The sequence below is a fragment of the Haloglomus litoreum genome (genome assembly GCF_029338515.1).
Classification (GTDB): domain Archaea; phylum Halobacteriota; class Halobacteria; order Halobacteriales; family Haloarculaceae; genus Haloglomus; species Haloglomus litoreum.
This window is the reverse complement of the sequence record NZ_CP119988.1, coordinates 2008658-2025009: the sequence shown is the minus strand read 5'-3', so window position 1 is coordinate 2025009 and position 16352 is coordinate 2008658. Positions and strand designations below refer to the sequence as shown.

Genomic DNA, 16352 nt, shown 5'->3' with positions numbered 1-16352 from the left:
CCCGCTAGCTATCCCAACTGACCGTCTCCTCGGCGAGTGGGCGGCTCTCGCCCTCGAACAGCGCCGTCAGGAGCCGCTGCTGGGCCCGGCGGAGGTGGTTGTGGAGCGTGGGGGAGGAGATGTCCATCGAGTCGGCCAGCTCCTCGGCGGTGCTGCCGCGGGGCCACTCGAAGTAGCCGGCGTGGTAGGCCGCCCGGAGCACCGACCGCTGCTTGTCGGTCAGCTCGTCGTCGGCGGCCCGGAGCGACGAGGAGGAGGCGGTCGGCCGGTCCTCCTCGCGCTTCGCGAGGAGGTTCGACTCCGGGAACGCCTCCCGGAAGGCGTCCAGCAGGTCGCGGACCGCGGCGTCGGGTGAGAACTCGCAGACCAGCTCCGCGCGCCCGTCCTCGGCGACCAGCGACCGGACGTTCCCGCCCCGCTCGACGAGCGGCGTCGCCAGCGACGCGTTCGGCGCCGCGACCTCCAGGAGCGCGGCGTCCCCACGGTCGGCGACCAGCCGCGCCTCGCCGGCCTCCCGGGCGGTCCCCAGCGCGTCCTCGGGCGCCGCCCCGGAGACGGTCACGTAGTAGAGCAGTCCCTCCTCGACGGGGACCATCCCGTCGAGTTCGATCCGGCAGCCATGGCGGTCGGAGGCGTCGACGAACAGCGAGTCGGGGTCCGTGCTCTCGAACGTCAGCTCCAGCACCGTGTCCGAGAGGAGCAGGTGGCGCCACTCGGCAGCCGAGAGCGCCAGCCCGACACGCCGCCCCAGATCGGCGACGACCTCGCGCTCGCGGTCCTCGATGTCGGCCGCTCCGGGCGCCGCCAGCACCAGGACGCCGTGGACGCTCTCGGCGTGGCGCAACGGGGCCAGTAGGAGCGACGGGGCGTCAGGCGCCGCGGAGACGGGGTCGACGGTTATCGTCCGGACGGTGCCGGTCTCGGCGACGGTCCGCGCCGCCTCCGCGAGGTCGGCGTCGCCGGCGGCGTATTCGGCGGCGACGGACGGCTCGACACCGGCCGCGGCCAGCGGTTCCAGCCCCTGCGGCGGCGACGGGTCCACCACCCAGGCGCAGGCGTACGCGTCCCCCCGCGCGAGCACCTCTGTCGCGGCTGCCAGTACCCCGTCACGGGTCAGTTCGTCGAGGAGCCGTTCGCCGACCGCCCGGGCGGACGCCGCCACCGCCTTCGCCCGGCCCGCAGCCGGGCTCGTCCCCTGCTGTCGGATCTCGACGACGACGCGCTCTGCGCCGCCCGTTCCGTCCGGAACCCGCGAGGCACGGGTCCATCGCTCCCGGGCGCCGTCCTCGGCGCTGGCGTACGGCAGCACGCCGGACCAGGCGCCCTCCGTGGCGACCGCCCGCCAGAACTCGCCCGGCAGGGCGTCGTCGAGGACGAGCGAGTCGAAGGAACGTCCGACGACCCCGTCGACGCGGCGACCGGTGAGACGCTCGAACGACCGGTTCGCGTGCCTGATACGCCCGCTCGGGCCGAGCACCACGACAGCGGCGTCGAGGCGGTCGAGGGCATCCCGGAGCGCACGAGGGTCCGGCCCCGCGGCCTCCCCCACCGTCTCCGTCGCCGGCGCGTCGTCGGGGACCACCGGGGGGCTTGCGTTCGCGAACGCCGAGACGGCTGCCTCACCGTCCGGGTCCGACACACCGGCGCCGATGCTGTCGAGCCGGTCCCAGCCCCCGGCAGCCAGCACCGCCCCGGGAGCGACCCCCCGCTCCACGGCGTCGCGGCCGAAGAACCGTCTGAGATCCGCCGTGGAGACCCGCTCCAGCGCCGGGTCGGCGGCGGCCTCGGCCGCCCGGTCGGTCACCGACCCGACCAGCATCTGCAGCCGCCGGGCGGTCACCTCGAACACCGGGGCGTCCGGCTCGGCGGTCGGGCCGACGTAGGCTGTCAGCGCCGACTCCAGGTCGGCCGGGAGCGGCGCCAGCCGATCCGTCCCCCCGTCACCGTCGGGGACGCGGAGTGCGTGGCTCACACCGCCGTCGTGGAGGCGGGTCTCGGCGTGGCCGGCCTCCAGCCGCGTCATCTCGGTGGGCGTCAGACCCACCTCGCCGGCCAGCCGGAGCACCAGCCGCTCCCGGTCCGTGCCAGCGGCGCCCAGGAGCTGGCGATACCGGCCCCGGTCGATCTCCACCCTGTTGGCCTGCCCCTCCGAAGACATACTTCGCGGATTCGAGGCTTTCCGAAATAAAACCACCGGCGATACACGCCCCGCCGTGACGGTGGGGTGTCCGGGACCGCTGCCGTCTCGCCATTTATCGCCGGCCGTCCCGCTCTATCGACAGGTCACGGCCCGGAAGTGCCACAAGGGCCGGGTATGTGCAGGTCCGGAGTGTCTGGGGCGGAGACGGTTTCGGGGAGTACCGTTCGACCGAAATAGACTCACTCCTGCTCGCGCGTCACCGTCTCGATCTCACCGACGACCTCTGGGTTCCGGAGCGCGCTCGTGTCGCCGTAGCCCCGGTTCGCGACGACGTCGGTGAGCAGCCGTCGCATCACCTTCCCGGAGTGGGTCTTCGGGAGCTCCGGCACCACGACGATACGGTCCGGGCGGACGGCGGGTGAGACCTCCTGTGCGACCCGTTCGCGGACCCGTTCGGCCAGCGTCTCCCGGTCCGTGCGGCTCCGCTCGCAGCTCACGTACACCGCCACCTCGTCCGTTCCCGGGATGGGGACGACCGCCGCCTCGGTGACGCCGTCGAGCGAGCTGATGACCCGCTCGACGGTCGCCGTCCCGACCACCGCCTCGTCCATCTCGATGGTGTCCGCGTCCCGGCCCAGCAGGGTGACGTAGCCGTCCTCACCGCGGACCGCACGGTCGCCCGTGACGTACTGCCAGGCCTCCGGGGTCTCGGCGCCGGCACCCCCCTCCGCTGCCTCCGCAGTGAGCCGCCGGCACATCCCCGGCCACGGGCGGCGGACCGCCAGCGTTCCCTCCTGGCCGTCGTCGACCGGGTCGCCACCGCCGTCGACCACCTCGATGGAGAGCCCCGGGACGCCGGGACCGGCCGACCCCGGCTCCATCGAGTCGACCGCGGGCAGCGTCGCGACGACGATGCCGCCGGTCTCGGTCTGCCACCAGGTGTCGACGACGGGGGCCTCCCCGCCGCCGAGGTGTTCGCGGTACCAGTGCCAGGTCGTCGGGTCGATGGGCTCCCCGACGGTACCCAGCAACCGAATCGAGGAGCGGTCGTGTTCCTCGCAGGGCGGCGCGCCGCGCTGGCGCATCGACCGGACCGCGGTCGGGGACGTGTAGAAGACGTCCACGGACTCGCGCTCGATGCTGTTCCAGGGGTGGCCGCCGGCCTGGTGGTCGGCCGGCGACTCGTGGAGCAGCGTGGTCGTCCCGAGCGCGAGCGGCCCGTAGACGCCGTAGGTGTGACCGGTGATCCAGCCGATGTCGGCCGCACACCAGTACGTGTCCTCCGGCCGGATATCCAGCACGGCCATCGCCGTCCAGGCCGCGTAGGAGAGGTAGCCCCCGGTCGCGTGGGTCACCTGATCGGGCTCGCCGGTCGTCCCGGAGGTGTACAGCACGAACAGCGGGTCGACGGCGTCGCGTGCGACCGGGTCGACCGTCGTGCCCGCGAACTCGTCGCGGAGCGCGCCGTAGCCGTGGTAGTCACGGCCCAGGTGCGGGTCGTCCTCGAGCCGGCCGACCAGCACGCCCGTCACGTCGGCGTCGAGGTCGAGGCGCGCGCTGTCGGCGGTGTTCCGCTGGCCGACGGCGCTCCCCCGGCGGTAGTAGCCGTCGCAGGTGACCAGGAACTCCGAGCTGGCACTCGCCATCCGCTCGGTCAGCTCGCCGGCCGAGAACCCCGCGTAGACGACGTTGTGGAGGGCACCGAGGCGCGCGCAGGCGAGCATCGTCACCGGTAGCTCCGGCACGTTCGGCATGAACAGCGTCACCACGTCACCCTGGCCGACGCCCAGCGAGCGGAGCCCGGCCGCGACGGCCTGGACCTCGTGCTGGAGGTCGAGGTACGTGAGCGACTCGCGCTCGCCGGACGCGCCGATCCAGCGCAGCGCGACGGCGTTCTTCCGTCCGGCCTCGACGTGCCGGTCGACGCAGTTGTACGAGGGGTTCAGCCGGCCGCCCCGGAACCACGTCAGCCGGTCGTCGGTCGTCGACAGCACCGTCTCGTACGGGCGCTCCCACTCGAGCATATCCCCCGCCGCCGCCCAGCAGGCGGGCCAGTCGTCCTCGAACCGCTGCCTGACCTCGGGGTCGGAGACGTTGGCCGTCTCCACGAACCAGTCCGGTGGCGCGTACCGATCCTTCGAGGCGTCGCTCGCCGCGGGGTTGTCCACCTCCGGGTCGCGCCTGGACATCGGAACGATTGGAAGGTCGCCGGACCTCGACATTAAACGTTGTACATAATATCCCGAATCCGCCCGGTGTTCACCCGACTACCCCGGCCCGCAGCGGGCCAGATTACACTGGGTGGGGCCACCGCCGGTGTCCACCACCGCCGGCCGACGCTGGCCCGCGCTCCCGGCCACGAACAAGACTTATGCCGCGTTCGGACCGGTTCCCGACGATGACAGGTCCCCGCGCTCCCGGCCGGTACCGCGAGGTGTCCCCATGAGCGTCGTCGAACTCGACGACCTCCGGAAGTCGTACGGCGACGTGACCGCACTCCGTGGCGTCGACCTCACGGTCGAATCCGGCGAGGTGTTCGGCTTCCTCGGCCCTAACGGCGCCGGCAAGTCGACCACCATCAACATCATGCTCGACTTCGCATCGCCGACCGCCGGCGAGGTCCGCGTCCTCGGCGAGGATCCACAGCGCGACTCGGTCCCCGTCCGCGAGCGCACGGGCTCCTTGCTCGAGGGCTACGGCGTCTACGAACACCTCACGGCGCGTGAGCACGTCGAGCACGCCATCGAGACCCGGAGCGCGGACGACGATCCCGACGAGCTCATCGCCCGGGTGAACCTCGAATCGGCCACTGACCGCCGCGCCGGTGGGTTCTCGAAGGGGATGAAGCAGCGCCTCGCGCTCGCCGTCGCCCTGGTCGACGACCCCGAACTGCTCGTGCTGGACGAGCCCTCGACGGGCCTGGACCCGAACGGGGCACGCACCCTGCGCGAGATCGTCCACGAGGAGCGCGACCGGGGCGCGACGGTGTTCTTCTCCTCGCACATCCTCGAACAGGTCGAGGCCGTCGCCGACGAGGTCGGCATCCTCTACGATGGGGAGATCGTCGCCGAGGACTCCGTCGAGAACCTGCGCGACGAGCTCGGCGCCGGCAGCACCCTCGTCGTCGAGCTGACGGGTGACCCGGAGCCGCTCTCGGGCATCGAGGCCATCGAGGGGGTCCGCGACGTGGGGTTCCCGAACGGCCGGCTGGAGGCGGTCTGCGAGGACGCCGACACCAAACTGCGTGTGCTGAACCGGGTCTCGGAGGCCGGACGCCTCGGCGAGTTCGACGTCCGCGAGGCGTCGCTCGGCGAGGTCTTCTCGAAGTACACGGACGGCGACGGGGCCACCCCGGCACCGGAACAGGCGACCGCGGCCGACGGAGGTGGCCGATGAGCTATCGCCACGTCTGGAAGCGCGACCTGCTGTCCTCGTACCGGTCGCGGCTCGTGCCGGTCGTCGCCCTGTTGCTCCTCCTCGCCACCGCGGGCATCATCCTCGGGATGTACGCCCTCGACAACCACGGCCCGCCGCCGGACCAGCGGACCGCGGTCTTCGCCATCGGAGCCGTCGGGCACGCGCTGATCCCGCTTGTCGGCCTCCTCGGCTCGTACTCGGCGCTGGCGGGCGAGCGCGAGTCCGGCAGCGTCCGGTTCCTCATGGGCCTGCCCAACTCCCGGCTGGACGCCTTCCTGGGGAAGTTCGCGTCGCGGATGACCTCGGTCGGTGCGCCGCTCGCGCTGGGGCTGCTCGTCTGTACGGCCGCCGTCGGGGCGCTCTTCCAGAACGGCTCGTACGTCGAGATGCTCGGCCTCACCGCCGTAACGCTGCTGTACGCGCTCCTGTTCGTCGGGCTGGGGCTCGCGCTGTCGGCGGTCGCCTCCACCTCGACCCGCGCCGTGGTCGGGTCGGTGGGCCTCTTCGCGCTCTTCCGTGGCGGCTGGCCCGCCCTCCAGGCGGTCCTGCTCGAGGTGACCGACGCGGAACGGTACCCGTTCGCGCCGGACTGGTACTACTGGATCGGGCGGATCAACCCCCTCAACGCGTACGTGAAACTGACCACGGAGTACGCCGACTTCGGCACCGGGAGCCACCCGCTGCTGACACGCGCCGTCGAGACGGACTACAACCCGGCCACCGAGGAGGTGGTCGTCGAGTCGACCGTCCAGTCGTTCGCCGTCACCTCGGAGTTCGCCGCCATCGTGCTGCTGGCATGGACTGTGATCGTCCCACTCGGCGCGCTGGCCGTCTGGCGGCGTCGGGACCTGCTGTAGGTTCGAGCGCGCGATATTCCTACAGATGGATAAATTATAATCCTATCCCCTCCATTCGGACAGAGGGTTCCAGATTTCCGAACTATTCCGGCTGTTCGTGCCCGGATTGCTCGCTCGTGCTCCCCCGGTCCCTGGCCCTCCGGGCGAGTCCGCCTCCCAGGACACCCCCGATGGCTCCACCGAGGACATCGAGCACGAGGACGAACAGCGCGAACCCCTCGAACGGGCCACCGTCGGGAAGCTGTGGTGGGAAGGTCCCCGAGAGCACCAGCACCAGCGCGGCCCACCCGGTGATGTAGAGCAGACCGCCCCCGAACCCGACGACGGCACCCAGCCCCGCGTTCCGTCGGCGGCTCCCGGTGGCGAGGGCCGCGGCGAGCCCACCGCCGGCGGCGGGGGCCAGCGCGGGCACCGGCAGGGCGGCGACGACCGTACCGACGGCGGCGGCCGCCCTGAGCGTGGTGGATTCGTCCGACGAGGACACGCGTTCCGGTAGGAGAGCGGGCCGTAAATCGGTTTCAGTTCGGCCGAGTGCCGTTCAGGCGAGTCCGATCTTCTCCTGGTAGGCGCCGTACTGGGCCTCGAAGACCTCCATGATCTCGCCCATCGTCGCGTACGCCTTGACGGCGTCGACGATGTACGGCATCGTGTTCTCGTCGGCCTCGATGGCCTCCTCCAGCGCCTCCAGCGTCGCTTCGACCTCCTCGTCGTCGCGCTCGTCCTTGACCCGCTCCAGGCGGGCGAGCTGGCGGTCCCGGGTCGACTCGTCGACGTGGAGGATATCCAGGTCGGGGTCGTCGTCGATCTGGTACTGGTTGACCCCCACGACCACCTCATCGCCGGCGTCGACGCGCTGCTGGTACTCGTAGCTCGCCTCCTGGATCTCGCGGTGGAAGTACCCACGGTCGATGCCCGCCAGCACTCCATCGCGCACGGAACCGTCGCCCATCTCCCGGATCTCCTCGATGTAGGCCATGATCTCCGCCTCCATCTCGTCGGTCAGCTTCTCGATCGCGAACGAGCCACCGAGTGGGTCCACCGTGTCGCCCACACCCGACTCCTCCGCGAGAATCTGCTGCGTTCGCAGGGCAACGCGGACCGCGTCCTCGCTCGGCAGCGCCAGCGCCTCGTCGTAGGAATTGGTGTGGAGACTCTGTGTGCCGCCCAGCACTGCCGCCATCGCCTGCACGGTCGTCCGGACGATGTTGTTCAGCGGCTGCTGGGCCGTCAGTGACTGCCCGGCGGTCTGGGTGTGGAACTTCAGCCGCTTCGAAGCGTCCGCTTCGGCGTCGTACCACTCGTCCATGATGCGCGCATAGACGCGCCGCGAAGCCCGGAACTTCGCCACCTCCTCCAGCATCGAGTTGTGCGAGTTGAAGAAAAAGGACAGCTGTGGGGCGACCTCGTCGACCCCGAGGCCGCGGTCCATCGCGTCCTCGACGTACGCGAAGCCGTCCGCCAGCGTGAACGCCGCCTCCTGGGCCGCGGTGGAGCCGGCCTCCCGGATGTGATACCCACTCACGGAGACGGGGTAGAACTTCGGCGTGTTCTCGACGGCGAACTCGATGGTGTCGGTCACGAGGTCCAGCGACGGTTCGGGCGGGATGACCCACTCCTTCTGCGCGATGAACTCTTTGAGCATGTCGTTCTGCAGCGTCCCGCGGACCTGCTCGCGCGGCACCCCCTGCTGGTCCGCGAGTGCGAGATACATCCCGTAAATCACGGCGGCCGACGGGTTGATGGTGAACGACGTGCTCACCTCGCCGACGTCGATGCCGTCGAACAGCACCTCCATATCCGCCAGCGTGTCGACCGCGACACCCTCCTTGCCCACCTCGCCCAGACTCATCGGGTCGTCCGAGTCCAGCCCCATCAGCGACGGCATGTCGAACGCCGTCGAGAGGCCCGTCTGCCCCTCGTCGATGAGGTAGTGGAACCGCTCGTTGGTCTCCTCGGCCGTCCCGAAGCCCGCGAACTGGCGCATCGTCCAGGTGCGACCGCGGTACATCGTCGGGTACGGCCCCCGCGTGTACGGCGGCTCGCCCGGGTTGCCCAGGTCCGCCTCGTAATCGAGGTCTTCGACGTCCTCGGGCGTGTACAGCCGGTCGATCTCGTGGTTCGACACCGTCACGAACTCCTCTTTGCGCTCGCCGCCCCGCTCCAGCCACGGGTCCAGCGTCTCCGACTCCCACTCCTCGCGCGAGTCCCTGATGGATTCGAGGTCCTCCTCGTCGAACATGCGTCGGGGTTCGCGTCCGGCTGGCAAGAAGGTTGGCGTGGGGGCGGTCACTTCGGGATACCCCCGGCCCCGCCGTATCGAGCTGGTCGCCGGGAACAGTTATGCCGGGATGGCCGTTACCTCACACATGACGACCGGCAGTGACGGGGCAGCACACGGAATCGACCCCGGGGCGCTCGTCCGGTACCTGAAGCGACGGTTCGACGACGGGTTCCGGTCGTGTGTCGTCTACGACGACGATGGCGCGACGGTACATTTCGTCCGCGGAGACATCTCCGAAGCTGCCGTCCATTCGCGCCTGGAACGCGTGAAGACGCTCACCGAGGCGGGCCAGGCCGCGCAGGTCCCGGACGAGCTTGATCCGGAGTTCGGTCCTCTCCACGCGGCGACGTACGTCTTCGGGGAGGCGCTCGTCGTCCACCTCCTCGTCCCGGACGGCTCCGTGGTGGGCATCTCGATGGACCACGCCATCGGTGGCCACCTCACCTCCTTCGTCAGGGACTGCATCGAGGTGCTGTACGTGTCGGACCCACCCGACTCGAACCCGGTCCGCGACCGGCCCCGGTCGTAGCCGGCTGGCGCCTGCGGGACGGGGGGCGCTCAGTACTTGCCCAACTTGCCGCCGTCGCGGGCCCGCCGCGCGAACCAGCCGAAGAGGATGTGGCCGACAGCGACGTAGAGGACCGCCTTCAGAACCAGCAGCCCGAGGTCCGCCACCGGGAGTTCCCACAGCCGGAGCCCACCGCCCATCGCGTCGCGGAGGAGGTCCGCACCGAGCGCGAGCGGCAGGAGCTTCAGCAGCGGGTAGGTGTCGACCGGCGCCGCGACGAGCCCGACGAAGCTGAACTGGACGATCTGGAAGACGTTCTCGACGCGCTTGAACAGGAGCGCCAGGCCACCGAGGACGTACCCCACGCCCACAGCCGGCCCCATCGCGAGCAGGCCCAGCGGAACGACCGTCAGCGGGTCGAGCGCGAGCGTCGTCCCCGTCGTCAGGAGCATCAGCCCGAGCAGGATGGCGCCGAACGCGAACGCGACGACGAGGTTGACGGCGGTCTTCAGGAAGACGACCCGGCGGAACCCCAGCGGCGACATGTAGAGCTGTTCGAGGGTGCCCCACTGGGCCTCGCGGATGAGCTCCCAGGAGAGGTCCGAGTACGCCACCGTCGCCATCAGGATGAGGAAGAACCCGACGATGATGCCCGTCAGCGAGTCCGTGATGGCCTGGGGCGCGATGGCCCGACCCCCGAAGAACAGGAGCGCGAAGAAGACGTAGATGGTGAACAGGTTGGTGACGGTGTTGAACGCGTACCGGATCCGGAGGATGAGCGACTTGTACGCCACCGCGCGTGCGAGGACGTACGACTCCCGGAGGGTCGCCGAGCCCGACCGCTCGGTCGCCGGGAGTGGGTCGTGTGCGACGGTGCCGCCGTCCGGCCGCCCGCTGGCGTCGTCCGCGCTCATTCCGCGCGCACCTCCGGCCGCCCCTCGTGGTCCGGCCCGTCGCCGTGGTCCCGCCCCGTGAGCCGGAGGAACGCCTCCTCGAGGTCCGTCTCCCGCGCAGAGACCGAGACGACCTCGACATCGGCGTCGCGAAGGTGGTCGACGAGGTCGTAGAACTGGCCCTCCGGCACGGTGGCGGTGAACCGGAGCCCGTCCGCAGTTTCGCGGAAGCCGTCGGCCCCGAACTCCCGCTCCAGCGTCGCCCGCCGTCCGCCCAGCGTCCCGGCGACCGTCACCTCGTAGTCGCGGGTCCGGAACAGGCCGACCAGGTTCTCGACGGCGTCGTCCGCGACGACGCGCCCCTCGTTCATCACGACGGCGCGGTCACAGACCGCCTGCACCGTGTCCATGTCGTGGCTCGACAGCAGCACCGTTCGGCCCTCCTCGTCGGCGAGTCGGCGGATGCGGCTCCGGAGGTCGCGGGTCGCCTCCACGTCCAGTCCCAGCGTCGGCTCGTCGAGGAATACGACGGGCGTCTCGCGGGCCAGCGTCGCGGCCAGCGCCACCTTCCCCTTCATGCCACGCGAGAAGTCGTTGACGGCATCGTCCGCGCGGTCGAGCAGACCCAGCGAGTCGAGGAGCCGGTCATGGTCCTCCCGGCGCATCCGCGGGTCGATACCCTGCAGGGAGGCGAAGAACGAGAGGTTCTCGCGGGGCGTGAGTCGCCAGTAGACGTTGCGCGCGCCCTCCAGCATCGCGCCGACCTGGCGGTAGACACGGGCCGTCTCCTCGTGGACGTCGACGCCCATCACCTCACAGCTCCCCGCGGTGGGGACGAGCAGGCCGAGGGCGGCCTTCAGCGTGGTCGTCTTGCCGGCACCGTTCGGCCCGAGGAGCCCGACCACCTCGCCGCGGTCGACCGTGAAGGAGGCGTCCTCGACGGCCACCACGCCGTCGTCGCCACCGTACGTCTTCCGGAGGTTCCGGACCGCGACGGCGGGGGCCCCGATGGCTGTCGGGGGCCTGCCCGTGGGATCGGTCACTACCCCTCGTTGGGGTGGCGCGGGCAAAAGGCCCCCGCCCTCACCGCTCGCTCTCCTGCAGGCGGTGGGTCGTCTCGACGAGCGGGTGGTGCGCGTAGTCGACCTCCTGGATGTCCTCGATATCGTGGAGGTCCTCCTTCTCGGCGGTCTCGGCCATCCCGAGCGCGACCCGCTCGTCGAGGACGATGACGTAGGCGTCCATCTCCTCGATACCGAGCTTGTGGGCCGCCTTGACGCGGTGGTGGCCGTCGGCGAGGAGGAGTTCGCCGGCGTTGTCGATGACGACGAGCGGCTCCGCGAGCCCGTTCTCCAGTTCGTAGCTCCGGCCCTCCAGCTCGTCGGAGTACACCTTCGACTGTGTGGGGCGGAGGGCGGCGAGTTCGACCGTGCGCCGCTCCTCGGAGGCGCCGACGTCGTGGATGTTCTGGAGGGTCCGCTTGAGTTTGTCCACCTTGCCGGGCGTTGCACGCTCGATCTGTGAGCGGATGACATCGGCGTTCGAGATGATGCCCACGAGGTTGCCCGCGTCGTCGACCACCGGGAGCCGCTGGATGCCCGACCGGAGGATGACCCGCGCGGCGTCCATCACCTCCATCTCCGGGTGCGCGACGACGAGGTCCTGGCTCATCACCTTGAATATGGGGTCGTTGTCGTCCGCGAGGAGCATGTCCCGCGCGGCGATGAACCCCTCGACGCGACGCCCGTCACAGACCGGGAAGCCGCCGTGACCCTCGCTCTCGGCCATCTGCCGTGAGACCTCGCCCACGGTCTCGTCGGCCGACACCGTCTCGACCTCCCGCGTCATGTAATCCCGGACCCGGGGTTTCTCGTCAACGCGGTCTACCATCGTCAGGTCGTGGGGGACGCGAGAGCAAAAGCGCTCCCCTGTCGACGGTCGGGGACGAACCCGCACCGTCGCCCGGCATCTCACGTGCCGTCGTCCGGTGGGTCACGCTCCTCGCTCACGTTCGACCCTCCCCGGGCGCCCGCGCCCAGGAGTGCCGCGTCACCGCCCATGTAGTTCCCCCGGCCGTACACCGTCTTGGCCGCGAGATCCGGCGTGATGTCCAGCGCCTCGAGGAAGCGCGAGTCGATGGCCTCCCGGAGGTCGTCCTCCGGGTCGTGCTCGACACCCTCGGCCTCGTCCTCGTCGAACTGGACGGCCAGGGCGCCGACCGGGAGCTGGGCGCCGGCCATGTCGGCGTGGCCGCCGGCGCTCCCGATCTGGCCGAAGGCGTCCCGGAGCGCCTCCCCGAGGTCGAGGTCCGTCGCCCGCGCGCGGGCGGACCCGTACACCATCTCGTCGGTGTACCCGTAGACGAAGGTGACGGAGACGCCCTCCAGATCCAGCAGCGTGTCGGCGGCCTGTGCCAGTGCGTCGCGGTCGTTCGTCCGGCCGATACAGGAGACGACGACCTCGCCGTGGACCTGCCGCTTCCGGATGGCCCGTCCGATGCACTCCAGCGTCTCGACGCTTACGGAGGGCGACTCGATGCGGTCGAGCGCGCTCGCATCGACGTGCGGGACCAGCGTCGCGGCCGCGCGGAAGTCCTCGATGGAGACCTCGCGCGAGAAGTCCTTCGTGTCCACCCGGATGCCGAACAGGAGGCCGGTCGCGACCGCTGCCGATGGTTCGACCGTGAACCCCTCCAGATACCCCGTGAGCAGTGTGCTGGTCGCACCCACGTCGCTCCGGAGGTCGACGAACGACGCCTCGACCGGCCCCCGGGGCGGATGGTGGTCGATGACGACGTCCACCGACAGGTCCACGGGGAGCTGGTCGTTGACGCCCGGGCGAGAGTGGTCGACCAGGGCGAACCCCCCGTAGGTGTCGCGGGGATCCTCGTCGGGGTCCAGCTGAACGAGGTCGTACTCGAGCAGGTTCACCAGCGCCCGGTTCTCCTGGTGGCTGATGTCGCCGTAGTAGCAGGCATCCGCCTCCAGCCCGGCACGCTCGGCGAGCGTGCACAGCGCCACCGCCGACGCGATGGCGTCGGGGTCGGGGTTGTCGTGCATGACGACCGCCAGCCGCCCATCGATGGCGTTGAGCACGCGGTTGAGGCGGCGGAGGCGGTAGCCGGCGTCGCCGACCCGGTCGAGGAGCGCCTCGGCGACCGCCGACCCGGGGTCGACCGTGCGGTCGGCGAGCCCGGCGAGGGCCTCGCAGTCACCCGGGGTCGCGTCGAGGCCCGTGTAGGCCAGCAGGAAGGCATCGGGGTAGGCCTCGCGCCCAGCGAGGGCGATCTCGCGGTTCCGGGCGGCCGCCGGGCTCCCGACGATGACGCTGTCCACGTGGCCGGCGCGGGCGCGGATGGCATCCGCGCTCGTGGGGTCGGCCACCTCCGCAGCGACGCCCTCCTCTCGGAGCGCGTCGACCCGTGACTCGTCGTCGGTGAGGACCAGCAGGTCCCCGTCGCCCGAAAGCGAGGTCACGAGCCTGCGACCGACCGAGCCACACCCCAGCACCAGCCGGAACACCATAGCCCAGGCGAGTGCGGCCAGCCGCTAAAACCCACCGTCAGCGGGAACGCGGGTGCTGTCGTCCCGGAGTCCACGTGGTGCCTCAGTCGACCGGAGAACGAACCGACTAAGAGCGCGAACGCCGACGCCGACGGTATGCGCGTCCAGCCCCGCTTCGTCGGCCGGATCGGCCCCGCCGACGTGGTGACCGTGGCCAACGCGGCGCTGGGCTTCGCGGCTGCCGCCGTCGCCACGACCGCCCCGGTGGTGGCCGCCCGTCTCCTGCTGCTGGCCGCCATCGCCGACGGCCTCGACGGCGTGCTGGCCCGGCAGTTCGGCGGGACCGACGTGGGCCAGGTACTGGACTCGCTGGCCGACGTGGCCTCCTTCGCGGTCGCCCCCGCCGTGTTCGTCTTCGCGGTCGCCCGCGCGGAGTGGGGCCTGACGCTCGACGGAATCGGCGCGGCCAGCCTGTTGATACCGGGGCTGTTCGTCGCGGCCGCCGTCCTCCGGCTCGGTCTCTACACCGCCGAGGACGTGGACGGCGCGACGACCGAGGGCGTCCAGACGACGCTGGCCGGGACCATCCTCGCCGCCGGCTACCTCGCCGGACTGGGCCCGCTGGCATCGGCCCTCGGTACCTCGGTGGCAGCGGTCCTGCTCGGGGTCACCGGCCTGTTCGTATACCTGATGCTCGCGCCGGTGACCTACCCCGAACTGTACGCCCGGGACGCGCTCGTCCTGGGAGCGCTGCAGGCGCTGGCGGTGCTGTTCCCGACGGCACTCGGCGGCGCGTTCCCCCGGAGCCTCCTGCTGGCGGCGCTGGCGTACCTCCTGCTGGCGCCACGCTTCTACTGGCGCGCGACCTGAGCGTCGCCCACCGCGGGAAGCGAACGGAAACGCCTTTGGCGCGAATGGAACAACTCACCCCCATGAGCGACGAGGACGCGCCCGACGACCCCGAGGACTCCCCCGACACGGCCGAGTCGGCCGACGACGAGGAGTTCGATTTCGAGAACGAGAGCCCGGACGAGGAGGGCGAGACGGTGCCCGACGCGTCCGAGGAGACCGAAGATGCCGATGCAGCGACCGAGGACGAGGAAGCGGCCGACGAGGCCGCGGAACCCGAGACCGAAGCGAGGGAGGCGGACGAGGAGGAGGCCGAATCGGATGCGGCCGAACCCGACGCCGACACAGAGGACACCGAAGAAGCAGCAGACAACGGGGAGGACACCGAAGAAGCAGCAGACAACGGGGAGGACACCGAAGAAGCAGCAGACAACGGGGAGGACACCGAAGAAGCAGCAGACAACGGGGAGGACACCGAAGAAGCAGCAGACAACGGGGAGGACACCGAAGAAGCAGCAGACAACGGGGAGGACACCGAAGAAGCAGCAGATGACGAAGAGGACGCAGCGGACGAGGAGGACGCGCTCGCGGTCGACGTCGGGGCCGAGGAGTTGAACGAACAGCTCGACGAGGTCGCGGAGGCCCTGGAGGCAGCAGAGACGGAGGCCGACCTCGACGACGTGGAGGCCGACCTCGACGACGTGGCCGCCACGCTGGAGGCCGCCGACCTGCCCGAACCTGACGAGGACGACGAGGACGCGGAGGACCCGCGTGCAGAGCTGGAGGCCCGCGTCGAGGAACTCCGCGACGGCATCGAGGAGGCCCGTGGCCCATACGCCGAGGACGTTGTCGCGGTCATCGAGTCGGCCCAGGGGACCCTGGGCGAGGCCGAGTGGACCGAGCGCGGCGAGACCGAGGCCGTCGATGCCGTGGCAACGTTCCTGGCGGCGCTGGAGGAGCAGGACCTCTCGGTCGACGCCGACGCCGGCGAGACGCCAGCCGACGCGTCCGCGGCGCTCGACGAGGCTGCCGAAGCCATCGAGGGCGCCGGCCTCGACGCCGACGAGGACGCCGAGACGCTAGCCGCGCTGGTGGAGGCGGCCGACGCACTGGAGAGCGGTGTCGACGACGCCGAGACGTGGGACGACCTCTCCGTCCGCCAGAAGATGACCGCCGAGGGGTTCTACGACCGGCTCACCTCCGAGAACCGGAAGGACTTCCCGCCCGAGCTGAGCGTCGTCCGCATCGCCGAGCAGGAGAACGACCCCGAGCGCATCCTCATGGCGCTGGAGTACCTCACCAGCGAGTTCATGGAGGAGAACTGCATCGACGCCTTCCGCCGGATGGGCTCCGAGGAGGCCTACGACGCGATGATGGAGCGCGCCCAGAAGCGCGACCGGCCGGCCATCGAGGTACTCGGCAAGATCGCCGACGACCGTGCCGTCGAGACGCTGGTCGACTACATCCAGGACGAGTCGAACCCGCCGCTCCAGCGGACGGTCCTCCGGGCGCTCGGCGAGATCGGCAGCGAGGAGGCGACTCAGGACGTGGCCGACCGCCTCGTCGCCGAGGACGCCGAGGTCCGCGCCCGCGCGGCCCGCACGCTGGGGATGATCGGCGACACCCGCGCCATCGACCCGCTCGCTAGCCGCATCACCGAGGACGACGACGATTCGGTCCGCGCCGCGGCGGCCTGGGCGCTCAACCAGATCGGCACGGAGCGGGCGCTCGAATCGGCCGCGGCCTACGCCGACGACCGCGCGTTCATCGTGCAGGACGAGGCCCAGCGCGCCGCGGACGCGCTCGGGAAGACGAAGCAAGAGGCCTGAACTCGGAACAGGCCGATAATCTTTGTTCTCCGGGAGTTCTCGCCCGGTTTCTGAACATATCTCGCAATCGTTGCC

At 70.7% G+C, this 16352-nt stretch carries 13 protein-coding genes; 5 read left to right on the top strand and 8 right to left on the bottom strand.

Annotated elements, in window-relative coordinates; all coding sequences use genetic code 11:
* Positions 1 to 4 precede the first annotated feature (4 nt).
* The gene (locus tag P2T62_RS09980) at positions 5 to 2158 is read right to left on the bottom strand and encodes a bacterio-opsin activator domain-containing protein (protein WP_276261248.1); all 2154 of its coding nucleotides are present in this window, start codon (positions 2156 to 2158) and stop codon (positions 5 to 7) included.
* 221 nt (positions 2159 to 2379) lie between these two features.
* Complete coding sequence (locus P2T62_RS09975; RefSeq protein WP_276261247.1) at positions 2380 to 4329, bottom strand: AMP-binding protein; 1950 nt, start codon at positions 4327 to 4329, stop codon at positions 2380 to 2382.
* 253 nt (positions 4330 to 4582) lie between these two features.
* Between P2T62_RS09975 and P2T62_RS09970 the strand changes: the two genes are divergently transcribed.
* Complete coding sequence (locus P2T62_RS09970) at positions 4583 to 5536, top strand: ABC transporter ATP-binding protein (RefSeq protein WP_276261246.1); 954 nt, start codon at positions 4583 to 4585, stop codon at positions 5534 to 5536.
* Entirely contained in the window at positions 5533 to 6414 is an 882-nt protein-coding gene (locus P2T62_RS09965; RefSeq protein ID WP_276261245.1) for an ABC transporter permease, read from the top strand. The genes P2T62_RS09970 and P2T62_RS09965 overlap by 4 nt, the downstream gene beginning before the upstream one ends.
* A gap of 82 nt (positions 6415 to 6496) precedes the next feature.
* Here P2T62_RS09965 and P2T62_RS09960 read toward each other — a convergent pair whose 3' ends face one another.
* Positions 6497 to 6898, bottom strand: coding sequence for a hypothetical protein (locus P2T62_RS09960; protein WP_276261244.1), 402 nt, complete (start codon positions 6896 to 6898; stop codon positions 6497 to 6499).
* 54 nt (positions 6899 to 6952) lie between these two features.
* Positions 6953 to 8653, bottom strand: a complete 1701-nt coding sequence (locus P2T62_RS09955; protein WP_276261243.1) for an acyl-CoA mutase large subunit family protein — start codon at positions 8651 to 8653, stop codon at positions 6953 to 6955.
* A 127-nt stretch (positions 8654 to 8780) separates the two neighbouring features.
* On the opposite strand from P2T62_RS09955, the gene P2T62_RS09950 reads away from it, so the two are divergent.
* The gene (locus P2T62_RS09950) at positions 8781 to 9224 is read left to right on the top strand and encodes a DUF7522 family protein (RefSeq protein ID WP_276261242.1); all 444 of its coding nucleotides are present in this window, start codon (positions 8781 to 8783) and stop codon (positions 9222 to 9224) included.
* Positions 9225 to 9253: 29 nt separating this feature from the next.
* On the opposite strand, the gene P2T62_RS09945 is transcribed toward P2T62_RS09950, so the two are convergent.
* The 4 genes from P2T62_RS09945 to P2T62_RS09930 all read right to left on the bottom strand — a co-directional run bounded on the left by P2T62_RS09945 (position 9254) and on the right by P2T62_RS09930 (position 13620).
* Positions 9254 to 10117: an ABC transporter permease gene (locus tag P2T62_RS09945; protein ID WP_276261241.1), complete on the bottom strand. Its 864-nt coding sequence runs from the start codon at positions 10115 to 10117 to the stop codon at positions 9254 to 9256.
* Positions 10114 to 11139 (bottom strand): ABC transporter ATP-binding protein, encoded by a 1026-nt coding sequence (locus P2T62_RS09940; protein ID WP_276261240.1) that lies wholly within the window; start codon positions 11137 to 11139, stop codon positions 10114 to 10116. The genes P2T62_RS09945 and P2T62_RS09940 overlap by 4 nt, the downstream gene beginning before the upstream one ends.
* A gap of 40 nt (positions 11140 to 11179) precedes the next feature.
* Entirely contained in the window at positions 11180 to 11986 is an 807-nt protein-coding gene (locus P2T62_RS09935) for a CBS pair associated ParBc domain-containing protein (protein ID WP_276261239.1), read from the bottom strand.
* An 80-nt stretch (positions 11987 to 12066) separates the two neighbouring features.
* Positions 12067 to 13620, bottom strand: coding sequence for a DHH family phosphoesterase (locus P2T62_RS09930; protein ID WP_276261238.1), 1554 nt, complete (start codon positions 13618 to 13620; stop codon positions 12067 to 12069).
* Between the two features lie 135 nt (positions 13621 to 13755).
* Here P2T62_RS09930 and P2T62_RS09925 point away from each other — a divergent pair, with 135 nt between their 5' ends.
* On the top strand, positions 13756 to 14469 hold the full coding sequence (locus P2T62_RS09925) for a protein sorting system archaetidylserine synthase (protein ID WP_276261237.1): 714 nt from the start codon (positions 13756 to 13758) through the stop codon (positions 14467 to 14469).
* Positions 14470 to 15059: 590 nt separating this feature from the next.
* Complete coding sequence (locus P2T62_RS09920) at positions 15060 to 16277, top strand: HEAT repeat domain-containing protein (RefSeq protein ID WP_276261601.1); 1218 nt, start codon at positions 15060 to 15062, stop codon at positions 16275 to 16277.
* Positions 16278 to 16352 lie beyond the last annotated feature (75 nt).